The following is a 19,039-nucleotide window of genomic DNA, read 5'->3' as shown; positions in this document are numbered from 1 at the left end:
AGAGTTATGTCCAGCCTCTTTTTACTTGATTTTGAAGGCATACTTATACCAGAAAATTATTCGTAGTAGGGATAGATTCAATCTTCAAAGATAAACGGTCAACTTTTTCACCCAAAGTTATATGCAAATTCTATCAACCAATCAGCAATCGAAAGCAACTCAACGTGATGTTCAATTTTACTATCCTAGCTGACTTTTTCTATTAATAGTCAAAAAGGCTAAAATCACTGATCTTATTGTGTTGGTAAAATCAATACAGAAAAAACAAGCGAATTTGGAATTATTTATTAATATTTTATAAAAGAGAAAATGGTAGAACACAAAAAAAGTAGACAACTTCTAAGGTCAAAGTGATATAATAAATCAAAAGGAGTAACGTCCATAAAAATTTATAAGGACTTTGGTAGCCAAAAGATTATTGACCCAATCTATAGACAAAACAAGCAAGACAGAGAAACTTAGAAACATAGGCGAAATCGTAGTGATTTTGTTCACAATGTTGACTAGCTGACTGTTGCTGGTTGTGTTGCTTTGGCTACTGGATATTGGTATAAATTAAGAATGAAAGAAGATATTTTTGATGGATAGAACAGTAAATATTATGGTTTCTCTGATTTTACTTGCTTATCCAGTTTTATCGATTCCTTCAATTTTGAAATCAAAACGAGAAAAAGGCAACTATTTTTCTGAGTCTCGCATGTTTATTCCTAAACGTGTTGGTTATGGGATCGGTCTGAATATGCATAATTGTTTTGGTTTTTTCACCTTATTTTTTATTGGTTTGCTATTTTTAATTTTAGGTATATTTTTTTAAACTAGGAGGGTTTATGGAAAGAAAAGAGAAGAAAAAAACGTGGTTATTGTTAATCGCCTTGTTTTTAGGCTATACCATGGTGTACATTGATAAGATTTCAATTGGGTACTCACTTATCCCGATCTCAACTGAATTTGGTTTGGATCCATCTGCAAAAGGAATGATCATGAGTGCTTTTTTCCTTGGATATGCGATTATGCAGATTCCAATGGGATTAGTCATTAATAAAGTAGGATCACGTATTGTCTTGATTGGGTCGGTTCTGGGGATAGGGATTTTTTCCTTCTTATTTGGTTTTGGGACCTCACTAATCATGTTTGTATCACTGCGCTTTTTAACTGGATTTTTAGCTCATTCAGGTTTTGCTTCATCAGCTAGTAAGGAAGTTACGATGAACATTCCGCAAGAAAAGCGAACATTTGCACAAGGAATTTTGATTTCATCTTCAGGAGTTGCAAGTTTTATTGGACCTTTAGCACTATCACCAATTATTACGAATGCTGGATGGAAAAATGCGTATCTTATTTTAACTATATTAGCTGTTGTAATTGCTATTTTTTTGATTATCGCTATTCCTAGAAGTGAAAAGAAGGAAGAAAAAATTGAAGCGATCATAACAAAAACGGATAAGATTTCTATTTTTGTTATTTGGTCCGATGTACGGGTTTGGATTTTATTTTCTAGTTCATTTTTCATTAACTATTTATTATATGGACTTTCAAGTTGGACACCGAGCTTTCTGATAGCAGAACATGGATTAGATTTAAATAGTGCTGCCATTATAAATAGCGTGGGCGGATTATTTATGTTGATCGGTTCGATTGGCGGCAGCTACATTGTGGGAAGATATTTCCAGAATAAAGAAAAAGTAGTTGTGGCAATTACAGCTGTTTTAGGAGCGATTTCCGCTTTTAGTTTTTATTATATTGGTAATCTTGTTTTACTAGCAATTGTTATGGGTTTTGCGAATTTCTTTTTAGTTATTTCGTTTGTGACGTTGATGAGTATTCCTTTACGTATTTTTGAAGGAGCAAAATTTGCCCCGAGTTATGGTACGCTAGCTACAGGAGGAATTCTTGGTGGATTTGTTTCTCCCATGCTTATCGGAAAATTAGTTGAGATGTCAAACGGTCAGTATATTTCGACGTTTATTTTCTTTTTAGTTGCAGGATTATTAACTGCTATAACAATTATGTTTATTAAACAAAAATAAAAGATCTAGTTGCATGGGTGAACACGACTCTTATAGATTGCATCAATTCCTATAAGTAAAGGTCTCCATAGCGCTTTTAAAAATAAGGAGGAATCATAATGACAACGATTCAAGAACAAATGCCTCAAACGGATATGATCAAATGGAGAAGACACTTACATCGTTATCCAGAATTATCATTTCACGAAGTAGAAACAGCGAAATATATTCAAAAAGTTTTAGCTGAATTTTCTAATCTACAAGTCAGTTCATTGACAGAAAATAGCGTTATCGCAATTTTGAAAGGCAACAAACCTGGCAAAACGATTGCATTGAGAGCAGATATTGATGCACTACCAATCATGGAAGAAGCCAATGTGGCATTTCAATCTGAAAATCCTGGCGTAATGCACGCGTGTGGTCATGATACACATACGGCAATGCTTTTAGGTGCTGTTAAAGTGTTAAGCACCATGCAGGATAAAATTGCGGGAACAGTAAAATTTATATTCCAACCTGCTGAAGAAGTGCCACCAGGTGGGGCAAAATTGTTAGTTGAAGCAGGTGTGATGGAAGATGTAGATATGGTTTTTGGGTTACATATCGCCCCAAATATTCCAGTTGGAATGATCGGAACTAGAAAAGGAGCTGTTAGTGCGGCTTCAGATGTCTTTACGTTGAAGATAAAAGGCAAAGGCTCTCATGGCTCAACACCAGATTTATCTATTGATCCGATTATGATCGGTGTAGAAATCATCAATAATCTAAATAATATTGTTTCAAGAAATATTAGCCCTTTTGACAATGCTGTGATTTCAATTGGAGAGTTTAATGCAGGAAAAACAACTAATGTGATTCCTGATACAGCACAAATAAAAGGAACCGTTCGTACGAATGATAAAGAAGTTCGTCTATTTATAAAAAAACGTATTGAAGATATCATCGATGGGATTTGCAAAATGTATGATGCTAGCTATGAATTAGATTATTTATTTGGTTATAGCGAAGTGAATAATGATAGTCGTGCGACAGATATTGTAATAGCCGCAGCAGAAAAAGTTGTCGGGAAAAACGAAATGTTTGAAGCACCTAAAATGATGGGCGGAGAAGATTTTTCTGCCTACACAGATGTGCGACCAGGATCCTTCTTTATTTTAGGTGGTGGAACTGCAGCACAAGAGTGCGGGTATATGAATCATCATCCAAAATTTAAAATCATGGAAGACTGTTTTCCAGTAGGTGCTGGGATGCATGTACAGCTTATTTTAGATATCTTAGGAGAATAATTAGCAGAAAAAGGGTGTGAAACAAAAGGGAAATTTACTTTTGTTTCACACCCTAAATACGAATAAAAGATGGAAACAGAAACAACGCTGTCTTATTTATACGACTTTAAATACTTCTAACTCATCCTATTTTAAATAGGCTGAAAAAAAGTAAGGCAATAAAGTTCAAGAAATGTTGAAATAAAGATATAATAATGGAATACAATAAAAATAATTAATAAAGGGATGAGAAAAATAGAAGCGAAAAAACCTAGAATTTTTACAATGTCTTTTGCTAGTGTCTATCCACTTTATATCAAGAAAGCAGAGAAAAAAGGGCGAACCAAAGAAGAAGTGGATGACATCATTTTTTGGCTAACAGGTTATGATGAAGCAACATTGCAAAAACAACTAGAGACTGAAGTCGATTTTCAAATATTTTTTGATGAAGCACCAGAGATAAATTCCAATGTTTCAATGATTAAAGGTGTGATCTGTGGTTATCGTGTAGAAGAAATAGAAGATAAGCTAATGCAAAAAATTCGGTATATGGATAAGTTGATCGATGAATTAGCCAAAGGAAAATCAATGGAGAAAATATTGAGAAAATAAGTAATAACAATAAATATTATTTTAAATAGCCTTATCATTTCAAGCTAGAAAGGATCTAGCGTACAGATTTGATAGGGCTATTTGTCTATTAAAATACCTTGATTTTTTTAAGATAAATTTTCGTAAGGTTAAAAAAAAACAACAAATAATCTTAAAAAAGTGATAATAACTTGAGAGACGTAACATCAGAATTGCTTTTTAAATTAGTCTTAATATGTAATATTTAAGATAACGAAGACATGGAGGACAAACATGAAGGAATACTTTTTTTACGGTTATCAAGTAAATAGCTTCTTTGATGAAGGAAGTTTCTCGGGAAATCAAACAGAGTTAGGAATAAATGGAATTGTTACGTAACTTTTTGTGGACACTTATAGAAAATTTTTACATAAATACGTTTTGAAGGTAGGAAGATAATTTATGGAGATTGGAAAATTATTAAAAATCCGCAGAGAACAAAAGAATTTAACACAACAGCAAGTCGCTGCAAAGTTTCATGTGACGAGACAAACAGTGTCACGTTGGGAAAATGACAAGTCATATCCTAATATTGATACATTAGTTGAACTAAGTTTCTTTTTTGATTTTTCTCTTGATGAAATTTTAAAAGGAGATGACCTGATGATTGAGGTAGAAAGTCAACGAGAGGATGAAGAATAGACTAGTTGATGAACCAGTGACTTTAAACGTGAGAAAGAATGAACAGGAATAATTTATCAAGGAGGTTGGGTAAATCACAAGAAAAACGTATCCGTGCTATTTAAACGATCACTAGTGGACAAATAAAAAATGCTTATGATACTCGAATTGGAGATTCAGCCTATGGAGAGCATAAACAGGCCGATGAGTAGGGATTATCAGCAATTGTCCACTGATAAATTAGAGTTTGCAGGTTAGATGATTCCATCTAATTTGTAGGCTCTTTTTATTTCAGAACCATATATTCAGCATAGCCAAAAAGAAAATTATATGAATATAGAAAAAATAAAAAAACTGTATAAATGGCAATGAACTTGAAATCAGGTAAGCTATTTATTTAGTGGAAAATAAATTTATTGCGTATTTAAATGCAGAAAAGGAGTTAATTAAACAATGAAAAATCGAAAATATCTAGAAAAAAAGCAGAATTTTACTAAAATAGTAATTTTCCACTCTTTTTTTATAATTTAGTTAATTATATGATTGTATTTTATAACTAAAAGTATAACAAGGTTTCTAAATGACTAAAATTAGTACAGATAAAGGGGTTGTAAATGATCTTACGAATCAATTTATCGATAGTCTATCAGAAGTTACATTTTTACCCGAAAAATCATTTTCTTTCTCTCAAAGTTCTGCCGTTTCTGGATTAATGAAACGACGTATCTGGTACAGGAGATTGTTCGTTTACATCAAAGACAAAGAGAAGTCTTAAATGAAATCTTGTATTACAGCAAAGCAACACATGCCGAACGTTCAGCAACGATCAACTTAGAAAATTTAGAACAAGAACATCATTCAGTCATGCGTCATTTCGAAGACGGGCAAGAGGCGTTACATACATTAAGAAAATCAGAACAAACGAAGCAAGATCAAATAGAAGGTGACCTGCTCATGCTGCAACGAAAAGAAAAGGAGGGACAAGATGCCGAAATTTGATTATAGTGAATGGACTGAATTATCAAGTGAAATAACGCCCAAATCAGGTGTTCCAGGTGACTTACAAGTCAAAGAGTACGAAAAAATACAAGATTTTGATTTTCATATAGTATATTCTGTTGGGAAATATATCTATGATCCACGATATAATAATTTGCCAATACTAGAAAATGATTATTTTAATATATTAGAGAGCTTGAATCCATCTGGCATCAGTAAAAAAATTCAACAGGTAAGAAGGAGAAAATAAAAAGTGAACAATGAAAGAATAATTGCAGATTACCTTAAAGATAATTTTTCTATGGGACAATTAAAGTATAAAATGTATTTTTCAGACGATAGATATTATAAAAGTGAAAACTATAAAACAGGAAACTTATTTTACAATAAAGAAATACATGAATTTATTTCAACACCTTGCTACCGTAAAATTTCGTTTCACTGATACGTGAATTCCAGTATTCCTAGTCCATGCTTTTTTGAATCTTGCCACTCTTCGCTTTTGTACAAAGGCTTCGAACAGGGTAATCTGAAAAGCCTTCACTTTTACATCGGTTTTTCTAAATGTTTGAAACGTCAATTGACAAAAATCGCTGAATTTTTGCTTTATTCCAAAGACTTTGTACCCAAATTGATCACAAGTAAAAGCTAAGAATTCTAATCCTTGCTCACGATATTTTTTATATAACGCTTCTAACCCTTCATACTTGAGGGGAAAACCGTAACTTGTCGCTTTATTTACGATTAGAAGTACTTCCCCCGATTCTCTAATTACCTGTTTAGATTAAATACTAGCCAGTAAAGGGCTTTTCGCCAATGAAACGACCATTACTTGATTACAAAATTGGTGTCAACTCCAACAGCACGATGCCGTTTGTATCTAGCGTCACGTAATAATTAAACGTCTCATCGATTTGCGTATCAAAGACTTTGATTTTTGGTCGAGTGCTACCTACAATATATTCTTGTGTCTCTAGATCAAGTGCTTCAGCATTATGAAAATTTTCGTATTTGTAAAATAGTGCACCATTATGACGGTTAAAGTCAATTTGTTTGATTTGATAATGGGCTGATTTTATGGCCGCTAATTCAATTTCAAATGTCACTGCCTGACTTTCAAGAAAAGCCTCCTCTGAAGAAAGATGTGGATCAAAATAATTCGTATTAAACAACAATAACTGATATTTTCCATCAACATAGGTCAACAAATATTCTTCACCTTGCGCCAGAACCTTACCATTCATTCTTCTAGTCAACCACAAACAAAAATAAACCGGTCTTTTCCCACTGTAAAAATGAAATAGTTCCAACCCATCATTTTTTAGAGCGCGTTCTTGTGTTTGTTTTTCATACAACTCAATATTCAACCAGAATCCGAATCCAGATACTAATGTATCAAGCATAAAAAGGTCTTTTAAGATAATCGCTCCTCTAAAGAATGTTCCATTACTATTTCTTGTCATCCCAGTCAAGGTATTCCATTCAGTAAGGTAAAGTGGCAACTTGATTTCGTATTCTTTTAGAATATGCTTGATATGAAAGGTTTTATTCAGTACATATTGATGATAATTTTTTAAATCTGGAAAGGTACTATCTAAATTTTGAAACACATAATTAGGCTCAGCAGAAAATGACAAAAAATCACACGTTGGTGCAATCGTCTCGCAAAAAAAACGCGTTTGTTTTAAATCCTTTTGCTCAAAGAATGGGTCAGTCAGAGGGATTTCTGCGCCTACAGCTATTTTAGGAGCGATTTCAAATAGAATTTTTTTCACTTCTAGAAATTCTGGATAATATTCTGTAAGATTTTGACCTTTAAATAAACAATTGACCTTCCATTGCTCAGTCATTTTTGTCCCAAACTTATTTTGAACATGTCGAAAAAATTTACAAAAGATATCTTTTACATTTACACTTAGCTGGTTAAATTCTACAAGAGACAATTGAAAAAAAATATTCAGCTGGGCTTTTTCTAAAAAGGTCAGAATATAGTCCCACTGTTCAAATGCGGGAAATGAATTCATTCCAGCAGCTTGGTGAATCTGAACCATTAAAGGAATTTGCGTGAATAGAGATTGGATACTAATATACTTGATTCCAATTTGTTTTTTTAGATCCAGAATTTCACTTTGGACTTTTTTAGAGGCTAAAGCTTCCCACGAACCTACATGAATGATTACGTCTTTTTTTGAATAATCGGCTTCAGATTGTTCCGTTTTAATATGGAGTTGTTTGGTCTGTAGCGATAATTCTGAAGAGTGAGATTCCTCTAACCCCGTTTGAATGTAGCTGTATAAGGGAACCAAGATTTCTTTGATTTGAAGCTCTGTTGTCTGAACGTCGTGTTTGATTTTTTGTGGTGCCTTGGTTTGTTCTAAGTGAGATGAGCGATAATGGGTCGGCGAATCGTTAAAGACTTTTTTAAAGTGTTGACGATACGTTTTACTGTTGTTAAACCCGCTATCTAAAGCAATTTGTTCAATACTTTTTTTTGTATAGAGCAACTCTGACAAACTATGTTTCACACAAACTGTCCGTACATAATGAGAAAAGTACTCTCCAGTTTCCTTTTTAAAAAACTTTGATAAAGAGGATTCTGACATAAAAAAATATTCCGCTGCATCAGATAGTAAAATACTTTCGAAGTAATGTTCTTCGATATAGTCCAAAATCTCTCTTAATTTTTGATTATCTGAAGGATGGTACTCTGCGACTTCTTCTTTTTGAAAATGATGAACCAAAGACAAAATAATCTGAGTTAAAAATAAAGTGATCTTGAGTCTTTTTGAAGGTTCATCGCTAAATTCAACCAAACACAACTCTGCAACTTGCTTTCTTAAAGCTGCGATCGCAGGCATTTTCCCATGCTCTTTTTGGATCGGTGTACAGTCAAAGCGAGTATAGAAAAAAGCAGGAAATTGAGTCGCAAAGAAAACACTATTAATTCTTAATTCCAAATAAGTACAACTTTGTTCTAGATTGCTATCTAAGAGAATCCGATCTCCTATATTGATTACAAACACTTCTCCTTCACTTACCTGATCAGTTGTTTCTTCTATAGTAATAAACATACTTCCTTTCAAGACAATCAAAATGGTCGTTTCTTTACATTGCACCTCTTGTTCTGTCTGCAGTTGTTGATAATTCATCTGATAATTTTCATTTACAATCATTTACTTACCTCTTTTAGTTATTTGTATCTTATTTTACCACTTAAATGAGAAAAAATCGTTTGAATAATGATCTTTTATTTTCCAATCTGACTATTCTAAAAAGGAATTTCTGAAATTTGGAAATTCCTAGCATTGTGAAGTTTTTAATTAAGCATAGAATATGAATTGTATTTGAAAGGAGAAAATCAAATGGACGATTTACGTACACAACTATTCAAACTGCTGCAACAAAAAGAAGCTGAATTAATCAAGATTCGCCGGCATTTTCATGAAAACCCAGAATTATCTTTTCATGAGACAGAAACAGCAAAATACATCGCTGATTTTTACGCTGGCAAAGATTGTGCTGTTCAAACAAAGGTGGGCGGCGGTAATGGTCTTTTAGTTGATATTCATGGAGGTAAGAAAGGACCGTTCCTAGCAATTCGAGCTGATTTCGATGCGTTGCCGATCCAAGAAGATACTGGACTGCCTTTTGCTTCAAAAATACCAAACGTCATGCATGCTTGCGGACACGATGGGCACACCGCCTATATGATGATTTTGGCGGATTGTCTGATTGAACTAAAAGAGCAATTAGCAGGAACGATTCGTGTGATCCACCAACCAGCCGAAGAAGTACCACCAGGTGGTGCTAAAGGAATGATCGAAGCTGGTTGTTTAGACGGCGTGGATCATGTTTTAGGGATTCACGTGATGAGTTTGATGACGGTCGGCGATGTTCTTTATCATTCAGGACCTGTTCACACTGGACGAGCAACCTTTAAAATAGTGATGCACGGAAAAGGCGGACATGGTTCAACACCGCAAGATGCAAATGATACGATCGTAGCAGCTTCTCAATTTGTCACAGCTGTTCAAACAATCGTCAGCCGCAGAATCAATCCTTTTGATACTGCAACAGTCACGATCGGTTCATTTGACGGCAAAGGTTCAGCCAATGTCATCAAAGATTCTGTTACGCTAGAAGGCGATGTACGGATTATGAAAGAAGAAACTCGCACCATCGTGGAAAAAGAATTCAAACAAATTCTAGACGGCATCTGCCAAACATTTGGCATCAGCTATGAACTTGACTATGCCAATGATTATCCAGTCTGTGTCAACGATGCTAAAACGACTGAAATGGTTGTGAAAGCATTGACAGAAGCACAAATCCCAGAAGTGAAGCAATTAATCGAATGTGGGCCACAAACTCCTTCTGAAGATTTTGCTTATTATGCAAAAGAACGACCAAGTTGTTTCTTTTTTGTTGGTGCTCATAAAGAAGGAACACCGATGTATCCACATCATCATCCGAAGTTTTATATCGATGAAGATTGTTTATTGATAGCTGCAAAATCAATGGGTGCAGCTGTTTTACACTATTTATCTGAAGGAGTTTAATCATGAAAGCAACAACACATACAGCTGAGGCTGTAACATATAAAGGGACAAATAAATTACTGATAGGGATCGTTTTAAGCGTATTGACTTATTGGTTGTTTGCTCAATCTTTACTGAATATGGCGCCAGCCGTACAAAGTGACTTAGGTGTTTCTTCTGGTGTTTTAAACATAGGAATCTCCATGACTGGTTTATTCTCTGGTATTTTTATCGTCGTAGCCGGCGGTTTAGCGGATAAATTAGGCAGAATGAAATTAACATATATTGGACTTATTTTAAGTGTTATCGGTTCAGTTGCTTTAGTGATTGCACACGGCCCCATTTTATTTATCGGCGGTCGGATTTTACAAGGACTGTCAGCCGCTTGTATTATGCCTGCAACGATGGCTTTAGTCAAAACGTATTATGAAGGCAAAGATCGTCAACGCGCGCTAAGTTATTGGTCGATAGGTTCTTGGGGCGGCTCTGGTTTATGTTCGTTCTTTGGCGGAGCGATTGCTAGTTCATTAGGCTGGCGTTATGTTTTTATTTTTTCGATTATTATTTCGATTTGTAGTGCGTTATTGATTTTTGGTACCCCAGAAAGTAAGGTCACTAGCGACAGTGATAGTAAATTCGATTCAATTGGGTTGCTTTTATTTATCGTTTCAATGGTTGCTTTAAACGTTGCCGTTTCTAAAGGATCTGAATTAGGATGGACAAGTCCGATCGTGCTTATTTTAGTTGTGATAGTTGTCTTAGGGCTGATCGCTTTTTATAAAATGGAACAAGCAATCGATAATAGTTTTGTTGATTTTTCTTTATTTGAAAACCGTGGCTATCTTGGCGCAACGATTTCTAATTTCTTGTTGAATGCTATTGCTGGCACATTGATTGTGATTAACACCTATGTTCAACAAGGACGGGGTCTTTCTTCCGCTAAAACAGGGATGTTATCGATCGGTTACTTGTGTCTGGTCTTGATTACAATTCGGATCGGTGAAAAATTATTGCAAACGATCGGCGCGAAAAAACCAATGTTATGGGGAGCAATCCTTTCTGGCATAGGGATTGGGTTGATGGCTTTAACGATGGTTACAGGGAATTCCTATTTCATTTTAGTTTTTATTGGCTATAGTTTATTTGGAATGGGACTTGGTATATATGCGACGCCATCAACAGATACGGCAATTTCCAGTGTCCCAAATGAAAAAGCTGGAGTAGCTTCAGGTATTTATAAAATGGCCAGCTCTCTTGGTGGAGCGTTAGGAGTCGCGATTTCTGCTGCTGTTTACAATGGCTTTAGTGCTGGTGGTAATTATACACAAGGAGCTACATTTGGCTTACTAACAAATATTCTTTTCTGTGTTTTAGCCTTAGGTTCAATCGTATTTATTATTCCAAAAGAAAAACAAGTATAAGGAGAGAGATTACCATGGATAATCAAAAAGCATTACAATTATTAAAAGAAGTCGTTCAAATCAAAAGTATTTTAGGCAAAGAAAAATTAGTTGCGGATAAACTACAAAGCCTTTTTGAACAGTATGATATACCCTGTGAACAAGTAGAATATAGCGAGGGACGAAATCAATTAGTTGCAACACTAAAAGGCAATGAAGCAGGCCCTGTCTTAGGTTTTTCTGGGCATATAGATGTGGTTCCTGTAGGTGAAATTCCTTGGGATGAAGATCCCTTTGAAGCGATTGAAAAAGAGGGGTTACTTTACGGTCGCGGTACATGTGATATGAAATCAGGCTTGATTGCAGCAGTTGTTGCGATGATTCGTTTAAAAGAAGCTGGTTCAAACTTCAAAGGCACGATCAAACTTTTAGCTACGGTTGGAGAAGAAACTAGTGCGATCGGTTCTGGTCAATTAGTCGATAAAGGCTATGCAGATGATTTAGACGCATTAGTAATCGGTGAACCTACAGATGTGGAGATCGGTGTGGCTCACAAAGGCGCTTTATGGCCTCGCATCACGACTTATGGAAAAACAGCGCATGGTTCAATGCCTGATCAAGGAGTCAATGCGATCGAGCATATGCTTTTAGTTTTGAATGCCTTTAAAGAAACGTTTGATTTCTCTCAATCTGTGGACGAATTAGTGGGTAGTTCAACTTCCAGCTTGGATATTATCAACGGCGGTAATGGAACCAATGTTGTGCCCGATAAATGTACAGTAGAAATCGATATTCGAACGATCAAAGCACAAAATCATTCTGAATTAAAACAACAATTTAAAGAAATGCTGGATAAATTAACAACGACCGTTCCAAATTTTAAAGCAGAGATCGAGTTTATCAATGATTTACCTTCTATGAAAACTGAACTTGACGATCCATTCACTGTATTGACCCAAAAAATTGTTTCTGACGTTACTGGTAAAACAGCAAATACGTTTGGCATGACTGGTTATACTGATGGTTCACAATTTGAGCGCGTAAAAAAAGAATTCCCTATTTTGATCCTAGGACCTGGTGAAACAAAATATGCTCATCAGCCAAATGAATTCGTAAACATCAATGACTTTTACCAAATGATCACGATCAATGAAAATATTGCAAAAGAATTTTTGAATTAAACAATAGTCAAAAAGATGGCTTTGGTCATCTAATGTTGGTGAATGATTATCTAAAGAATTAAATTAGTTATTGTGAAGCTTGGGACATATGTCCCAAGCTGTTTTTGTGTAAAGGTTGAGTATGGTCAAAAGTGATCTTATGCAGCTGAGGTGAATACAATTCAAGGGAAGATTGTAGATTTTAAATTGAGGAATAGCTAGGAGCGATTGAAATGAAAAAAGAAGCATAAAATTTCTTTGATCATAGGAATTATTTTGCTTATAATATTAGTGATAAATTGTCTGGTTGCTAAAGGATGTTGAACTTCTAATTTATTTTTATATTCTGATTTGAATAGTTCATTTTAAGATGAGCTGTTTTTTATTGCAAATCACAGCGGTTACTTGAACAGCTAATGATGCGCAATACTTGGCGAGCGAAGAAAGAGAAGTTTCCGTGGTTCTATTATATCCTCTATTGACTGAATTTATATAAATAAAACCTTAGTTTTAGATGTATCAAAGTTAGATTAATCTTAAAAAAAACTTTTATTTTGATAATAGATAAATTATAATATAGAGTATGTTATAGAAAGAAGGATGTAAAATGAAAAGAAAAGGACCCTCTCTGTTACTTTTAAGTTGTATAGCTGTTTTGGCTGTCGGCTGTTCATCAAATAAAAGTACGAGTGACGCATCAGAAAAGAAAGAAGCTACTGCAGAAACAACAACGCATGCAAAAAAATCTGAGCATATTGATTATGAGGATCAAGAAGACTGGGAATTTTCTGCAGGAGAGATGCAATCACCGATTGATATCGTTACCGACAAAGCAGAGAAAATGACACCAGATGCTGGAAGTCTCACAATTGATTATGGAAAAGATGTGACAAAAGCCGAAAATAATGGGCATAGCATTCAAATCACTGATGGTGGTAAAGCAGTGATCAATGGACGAAATTTTGAATTAAGCCAATTTCATTTTCATGCGGAAAGTGAACATACAGTTGACGGAAAACATTATCCAATCGAAGCGCATTTTGTAAATACTGCGCAAGATGGGCGAATTGCAGTTATTGGTGTTTTCTTTAAAGAAGGTACTGAAAATAAAGGATTTCAAGAAGTATTGGATGATGTAAATAATGATAAAAACGATCCAATTACAGATATAAACGATATGATTCCCTCTAATAGAAGCTATTACCATTATCTAGGCTCATTAACTACGCCACCACTAAATGAAAATGTAGAGTGGTATGTGATGAAAGAACCTGTTGAGGTATCGTCAGCTCAAATAGAAGACTTCAAAAAATTATATTCACACAATAATCGGAAGATTCAACCGTTAAATGATCGTTCAATTTTAGAACATGATGAATAATGATAGGATCAATTCTGATCATTAGAAGTTGTGAAAAAGAGCCATTAAAGTGTTAACCACTAAAAAAAAGAAATTATACTTAATTGTGGCCCCAAAAAGGCTTGGCAACTCGTTGTTGATCGTAGCAAATATAAACTATGGGCTGCATCTTTTCAAGAAGGTTCAACCTATGTTGGTGAGATGAAATTGAACGAAACGATTTCCTTTGTTGATGAGACAGGGAATGGTTTGGTTTCTAAAGTTGTTATCTTTGAACCAGATAAAGAAATCAAGTTTGCCTTCTTAGGAGAAGTTACTGATGGTAAGTATGTGGAAGTGCCTGAGTTTGCAGAGATGACTGAACACTATGTATTTGAGCCAGTAGGTAATCAAACGAAAATGGTAGTGGATGTTGCTATGGATGATGAGTATTATGATATGATGAATAATTTATGGGATAAAGCAGGCACTGAATTGATAAAACTAAGCAATTAATCGTATGAAAAGAATTAAAACAATATAAATTAATATAAGAAGAAAAAAGAGTAAGACATTAATCAGAAAAAACTGATTATTTTCTTACTTTTTTCAATTTAAGGGTACACAAAAAGCACTCAAAGCTGTAAACATAAAGAAAACGAATATTTTTTGTTTGAAAAAGTATATCTGCGATCAATGATATTACTATTTTTATGCAGCAAAGTTTGCAGTAAATCGTTTAATAAAAATGTTGATATTGGTTGGCATTGATTTTTACCAAGAAGGGATGTCGTTATCATGAAAAAGAAGGTTTATCTGATCAGTTTCTCACTATTTTTACTAGTTGGTCTTGCAACGGTTACGGTCCATAACAAATCGAAGGCACAAACCCAAAATAGAGAGGAAACAAAACGTGAAAAGCAAGTGTTAGACCAAGAGACAATTGAACGATCAATGAAAAAAATTAGTGAAAGAAATAGAGAGGCATTTTCGGTAGATCTTAAAAATGCTGACGCAAAAAAGATATATGAAACATTTAATGGTCCAAATACAGATTCGATTATCGATCTTTTAGAAATGTCTCATGATGATTCGGATAGAATTTTAGTGTCTTCAGACGGATTGATCCTATCAGGACAAGCAACTATAGACGAAAATGGTACTAAGGTTGATTCTAAGACAGATAAAAATAGTATAACGGTCAAAGAGCTTAAGGACATAGTTCTATCACATAAACAAAAAATCGATGAATTAGCTGATCAAAACAGTCCGACAGAGTAATATTAAAAGTGAAAAATTACGTGAAATCAATTTAGCGATAAGGAAAAAAAGATGAAGAAAATCAGACCACAAAATCCAATCTATCTTGTTCTATGCTTATTTTGTCCATGGCGATTTGTAAATACCTACTATATTATGAATGAGGATAGCCTTATCATAAGTCGCTATTATGCGAAAGAAAACGCTGAAGAATTATATCGAAAAGTTGATAAGTTAGGTTTTAATACACTAATTAAATTTGGTTTACCAACGGATATTGGTTCAACAAGACTAGAACCAATTATTCATGGACCAAAAGGCACTTATAAATCTCAAGAAATCCAATTTCTTTTCAAAGATAAAACAATCGTTGCATGGAATGTTCGTCCGTATACAAAAAAAACAACTGAGGCAGTTGTCTGAATTGATTTATATAAGAACAGAGATCATGGCAAGTAATCGTTTGAAAAGATAGTCGGTATTAATTATTAATTTGGGAAGATAAAGCTTTTAGAGTGCTAATTACGGCTGTCTATCAATGAATTTAACCTTTATTTGCCTATACGTCATAGTAAAAGGTATTTGAAACGATGAATCCTTATAAGATAATTGCTTTTGTGGACCGTCGAATTAAAGAAAATCTGTTTAGCTTAAATTCATCCGACCTTGGTGAACGTGTTTTTTTTCATAAATATGGTACTGATTTGTTTTATCGATTTAAAGTGTTGAATGGATAGTTTATACCACAAGGAATTATTTCTGATTTACCCGAAGAAAAATCAGTTTCGGTGAAGAGATATTTAATGATAATAAACTTTGTTACTAGCATTTTTACAACGAGACAATAAAAAAAAGGGGTCTTCGTTTCAACAATATACAAATTAGAAATAAGTAAAAGTAAAGATAGATATTGAGTTTAGGATGCAAGTCTTAAGCTTTTTTTAATATAGTTTAGAGCAACCAAATCTGAAAAATAGTTGAAATAATAGAAATATGGGAAGGAGAGTAGTTTGTTACTCATCTATTTTTTTATAGTCTAAAAACCAAGTCGTTTAAAAAGCTAATAATACTCTAAACGATTCAACTCAATTTTTCTCAACGTATAAACGTCCTCAGGAAGTTTTGTACGTTGGAATTTTTTATGTTGAGTATAGAAAATACGAGAACAAAAAGTTGTTTTCCTTTGAAATTCTGTGTGTTGATTTTTGTAGGAAAAAATAAGTTTGAGAGAAATCCTGTAAGGCGATTTTAGAGTTTTTAACGTAAGTATTTTTAAGTGTAGTCACTAGATAGTCATGCTCGCTCTTAATTTCAATATAAATCAACTTTTCTTAGTTGGGAAGAGCTAATCATAGAAAATCATCAAGATTATCGTATGAGACCGTAGATACTGTGTCACGAGTGTTAAATCAACCGACGTAGTAAAAAGATAAATTAATCATTATCAATCATCGCTATATACCCGCAACTCATTTTTTACCTTGTCAATGCTCTTGGCCCCAATTGGAAGTAATTGTTGTCCATCAAATAAAATCTGTTCATTTTTTCTATCAATAGAAATAATATTTTCAAGATTAAGGATATAGGATTGTAAAGAAGTCATCATATATTTCTGCGGTAACTGTTTCTTAATTTCTCCGATTTTTGCTTCAATTATTGTTTCCTCATTTAGTGTTTTGACTAAAACGCGTCCATTAAAACCTTTTAATGATTGAATATAACAAATATCACGCACATTGAAAAACAACGTTTCAGAACCACTAGAAAATTCAACTTTGTCTTGCTTAAAGCGCCAAAAATTTTTGGAAGTTAGCTGACTTTTTTTTATCATCTCAGTAATTATTTGTTTTGTTTCGGAATGGTTTTTAAAATTTTTAATCAGGTAACCTAAAGGAAAGATATTATTATTTAATACACTGATGGCTTTATCTTCTATACTAGTCAAAAAAATAATAGAACATTTTGTATTATACTTTCGAATTTCTAAAGCTAAATCAATTCCAGTATAGGTAGTCTTTAAATCAATATCCAAGAAAAAAACATCATTGTCGTTAATCGTCAATTTAGGAATTTCTTCCATAAACGTTAAATGATTAGACAGGTTTGACAACTCTAAATCAAAAAAAATATTTTTACATTCATTTAAATATTGAATGATTTGTTTTCTTTGCTGATTATCATCTTCAATAACATATGTAATCATTTGTTTCTCCTTAATATTTTTATTTATGAATGATAGTAACACTAATTTTTTGAAAAATAAAGATAAATTATTTTTGTAGTTAGGAATTTATAACGCTTACAAGGTATTTCGTTCTGTTTGAAAAAAGAATAAACTATGTCAAGTGATATAAAAAACAAATTAATTTTTAATAAAAGTAAAATTGGGAGGATAACAATGGTTAAATTAGGCTTTATTGCGTTAAATGGTGAAAAAGAAAATTGGTACCACAAATTACAGTTCTATTCTGATATTGAAACTAGTTTACAAGAGGAGTTTACTGAAAAAGATAAGTGTGATGCTTACTTTATTTTAGGAGGAGCCTCTCAGCTTGCGGATATATGCAATACTTATATGAAAATTGTAGAATCTAATTCTTGTCCAGTTTGGATATACAAAGAAAAGAGTAACGGAAATGACCGGTTATTATTATATAACATAGGTGCAATCAGTGTTTTCAATGAAACGATGCATCAAGGTGAAATAGTAAAAGCGATACATAATGGATTGGTATTGATACAGGAAACCTTAGAGAAAAATAAGAAAGAAACAATCAAAAAGAAGAATGAAAATAAATTTAAATTGATCAATGAAAACCTCTGTGTAGTACTTGATAATAAAACAACGATTTATTTGACACAAAAGGAGTTTAAAACACTTTCGCTTTTATATTCATGTTCTCCAAAAGCAGTCTCATATAAAGAGCTTTTCGAACAAGTATGGGAGTTGCCTTATGATAAACAAAACTATCGAATAGCAAATATCATTTTTCACTTAAGATTGAAATTAGAAAAAGACGTAAGTTCTCCACAAATTGTCAAAACAGTCAGATCTAATGGGTATTTGTTCAATAATAATTATAAGTAACTTGAAAATAAATAGTACCGTAAACGATTATTTAGAGGAAATGGAAGGTAAACAACGTGTCTAAATTAAGTAATACCGATTTTCAAAAGTATAAAATGTATTATCTGGTTGGGATAACGCTCATTTTTTCCTGGCTCATTTATTTAATATCTTTTTGGCACTTTTATCAGGAAATGTCTTTTTGGGTAGATAAGGGCGTTAGATATATTGTTCAATTGATTTTTATATCAAGTTTTTATTTAACGGAAGTCATGGTATACACATCTATTTATTTTTTATTACTACTGTCCAGTTTGTTTTTATCATTTTTCTATTTTTTTGAAAATAAAAAAGAAGGAGAAATAAGAAAAATAACATGGGTTATGATATTCGGCTTTGGTTTCATTACGTTTTTATGTTCTTGCGTATTGTTCATAACTCTTTGTTGGCCATATTTCTTAGCGATTTTTATTGCTTCATTTGTGATTCTCTTTATCACTTATGCTATTACCAAGTATTTATATGAGGACAATCAAGATCGTTATATAGACAATGAATGTATAAAAAAAGCAGGTCCATTTACTCAATTAGAGGAGGCTGAAACGTATTCAAATGAGTTTATTTCCTATTGGGCGCCTTATTTTATCAAACATTCATTCAGATTAGTATATGAAATCAAACATCGAGACGAAGGATATTTAGTTGAAATCTATACTTTAAAGAATAAGAACGAATCCAATTCATTTAGTTAGGA

Annotated in this window: 20 protein-coding genes; 17 read left to right on the top strand and 3 right to left on the bottom strand. The window is 33.3% G+C overall.

The annotated features are described in order from the left end of the window. The first annotated feature begins 580 nt into the window (after positions 1 to 580). From IGI43_RS05855 to IGI43_RS05820, 8 genes are all read left to right on the top strand, one after another. Positions 581 to 814 (top strand): hypothetical protein, encoded by a 234-nt coding sequence (locus IGI43_RS05855; RefSeq protein WP_438756888.1) that lies wholly within the window; start codon positions 581 to 583, stop codon positions 812 to 814. A gap of 13 nt (positions 815 to 827) precedes the next feature. Further along, positions 828 to 2,027, top strand: a complete 1,200-nt coding sequence (locus IGI43_RS05850) for an MFS transporter (protein WP_438756887.1) — start codon at positions 828 to 830, stop codon at positions 2,025 to 2,027. Between the two features lie 98 nt (positions 2,028 to 2,125). Next, positions 2,126 to 3,292 carry an amidohydrolase gene (locus IGI43_RS05845; protein ID WP_438756886.1) on the top strand — a complete coding sequence of 389 codons (1,167 nt, stop codon included), beginning with the start codon at positions 2,126 to 2,128 and terminating at the stop codon, positions 3,290 to 3,292. 225 nt (positions 3,293 to 3,517) lie between these two features. Beyond that, complete coding sequence (locus IGI43_RS05840; RefSeq protein ID WP_438756885.1) at positions 3,518 to 3,883, top strand: DUF2200 domain-containing protein; 366 nt, start codon at positions 3,518 to 3,520, stop codon at positions 3,881 to 3,883. A gap of 420 nt (positions 3,884 to 4,303) precedes the next feature. Next, positions 4,304 to 4,543, top strand: coding sequence for a helix-turn-helix transcriptional regulator (locus tag IGI43_RS05835; RefSeq protein WP_438756884.1), 240 nt, complete (start codon positions 4,304 to 4,306; stop codon positions 4,541 to 4,543). A 559-nt stretch (positions 4,544 to 5,102) separates the two neighbouring features. Then, positions 5,103 to 5,297 carry a hypothetical protein gene (locus IGI43_RS05830; protein ID WP_438756883.1) on the top strand — a complete coding sequence of 65 codons (195 nt, stop codon included), beginning with the start codon at positions 5,103 to 5,105 and terminating at the stop codon, positions 5,295 to 5,297. Positions 5,298 to 5,305: 8 nt separating this feature from the next. After that, positions 5,306 to 5,521 (top strand): hypothetical protein, encoded by a 216-nt coding sequence (locus tag IGI43_RS05825; protein WP_438756882.1) that lies wholly within the window; start codon positions 5,306 to 5,308, stop codon positions 5,519 to 5,521. Next, positions 5,508 to 5,771 (top strand): hypothetical protein, encoded by a 264-nt coding sequence (locus IGI43_RS05820; RefSeq protein ID WP_438756881.1) that lies wholly within the window; start codon positions 5,508 to 5,510, stop codon positions 5,769 to 5,771. The genes IGI43_RS05825 and IGI43_RS05820 overlap by 14 nt, the downstream gene beginning before the upstream one ends. A gap of 159 nt (positions 5,772 to 5,930) precedes the next feature. Here the strand turns inward: IGI43_RS05820 and IGI43_RS05815 are convergent, their stop codons facing one another. Together IGI43_RS05815 and IGI43_RS05810 are read right to left on the bottom strand one after the other, a co-directional pair. After that, positions 5,931 to 6,293: a hypothetical protein gene (locus IGI43_RS05815; RefSeq protein WP_438758818.1), complete on the bottom strand. Its 363-nt coding sequence runs from the start codon at positions 6,291 to 6,293 to the stop codon at positions 5,931 to 5,933. Between the two features lie 64 nt (positions 6,294 to 6,357). Then, complete coding sequence (locus IGI43_RS05810; protein ID WP_438756880.1) at positions 6,358 to 8,694, bottom strand: helix-turn-helix domain-containing protein; 2,337 nt, start codon at positions 8,692 to 8,694, stop codon at positions 6,358 to 6,360. Positions 8,695 to 8,883: 189 nt separating this feature from the next. Here IGI43_RS05810 and IGI43_RS05805 point away from each other — a divergent pair, with 189 nt between their 5' ends. The 7 genes from IGI43_RS05805 (at position 8,884) to IGI43_RS05775 (ending at position 15,641) form a co-directional block, all read left to right on the top strand. Then, on the top strand, positions 8,884 to 10,080 hold the full coding sequence (locus tag IGI43_RS05805; protein ID WP_438756879.1) for a M20 family metallopeptidase: 1,197 nt from the start codon (positions 8,884 to 8,886) through the stop codon (positions 10,078 to 10,080). Positions 10,081 to 10,082: 2 nt separating this feature from the next. Continuing rightward, positions 10,083 to 11,480: an MFS transporter gene (locus IGI43_RS05800; protein WP_438756878.1), complete on the top strand. Its 1,398-nt coding sequence runs from the start codon at positions 10,083 to 10,085 to the stop codon at positions 11,478 to 11,480. Between the two features lie 14 nt (positions 11,481 to 11,494). Next, positions 11,495 to 12,640, top strand: a complete 1,146-nt coding sequence (locus IGI43_RS05795) for an ArgE/DapE family deacylase (RefSeq protein WP_438756877.1) — start codon at positions 11,495 to 11,497, stop codon at positions 12,638 to 12,640. Positions 12,641 to 13,226: 586 nt separating this feature from the next. Continuing rightward, positions 13,227 to 14,000: a carbonic anhydrase gene (locus tag IGI43_RS05790; protein ID WP_438756876.1), complete on the top strand. Its 774-nt coding sequence runs from the start codon at positions 13,227 to 13,229 to the stop codon at positions 13,998 to 14,000. A 186-nt stretch (positions 14,001 to 14,186) separates the two neighbouring features. Next, positions 14,187 to 14,474, top strand: coding sequence for a hypothetical protein (locus IGI43_RS05785; RefSeq protein ID WP_438756875.1), 288 nt, complete (start codon positions 14,187 to 14,189; stop codon positions 14,472 to 14,474). A 282-nt stretch (positions 14,475 to 14,756) separates the two neighbouring features. After that, a complete protein-coding gene (locus IGI43_RS05780; RefSeq protein WP_438756874.1) occupies positions 14,757 to 15,239 on the top strand; it encodes a hypothetical protein in 483 nt (160 codons plus the stop codon). 51 nt (positions 15,240 to 15,290) lie between these two features. Further along, positions 15,291 to 15,641: a hypothetical protein gene (locus IGI43_RS05775; RefSeq protein ID WP_438756873.1), complete on the top strand. Its 351-nt coding sequence runs from the start codon at positions 15,291 to 15,293 to the stop codon at positions 15,639 to 15,641. Between the two features lie 1,021 nt (positions 15,642 to 16,662). Here the strand turns inward: IGI43_RS05775 and IGI43_RS05770 are convergent. Continuing rightward, the gene (locus IGI43_RS05770) at positions 16,663 to 17,421 is read right to left on the bottom strand and encodes a LytR/AlgR family response regulator transcription factor (RefSeq protein ID WP_438756872.1); all 759 of its coding nucleotides are present in this window, start codon (positions 17,419 to 17,421) and stop codon (positions 16,663 to 16,665) included. 195 nt (positions 17,422 to 17,616) lie between these two features. On the opposite strand from IGI43_RS05770, the gene IGI43_RS05765 reads away from it, so the two are divergent. Beyond that, positions 17,617 to 18,306, top strand: coding sequence for a winged helix-turn-helix domain-containing protein (locus IGI43_RS05765; RefSeq protein WP_438756871.1), 690 nt, complete (start codon positions 17,617 to 17,619; stop codon positions 18,304 to 18,306). A gap of 56 nt (positions 18,307 to 18,362) precedes the next feature. Continuing rightward, positions 18,363 to 19,037, top strand: coding sequence for a hypothetical protein (locus IGI43_RS05760; RefSeq protein WP_438756870.1), 675 nt, complete (start codon positions 18,363 to 18,365; stop codon positions 19,035 to 19,037). The last annotated feature ends 2 nt before the right edge of the window (positions 19,038 to 19,039 follow it).

The sequence above is a fragment of the Enterococcus sp. AZ126 genome (assembly GCF_051714545.1).
GTDB lineage: Bacteria > Bacillota > Bacilli > Lactobacillales > Enterococcaceae > Enterococcus_L.
Note: the sequence above shows the minus strand (reverse complement) of the source record. Positions and strands in the feature narration are given on the sequence as shown.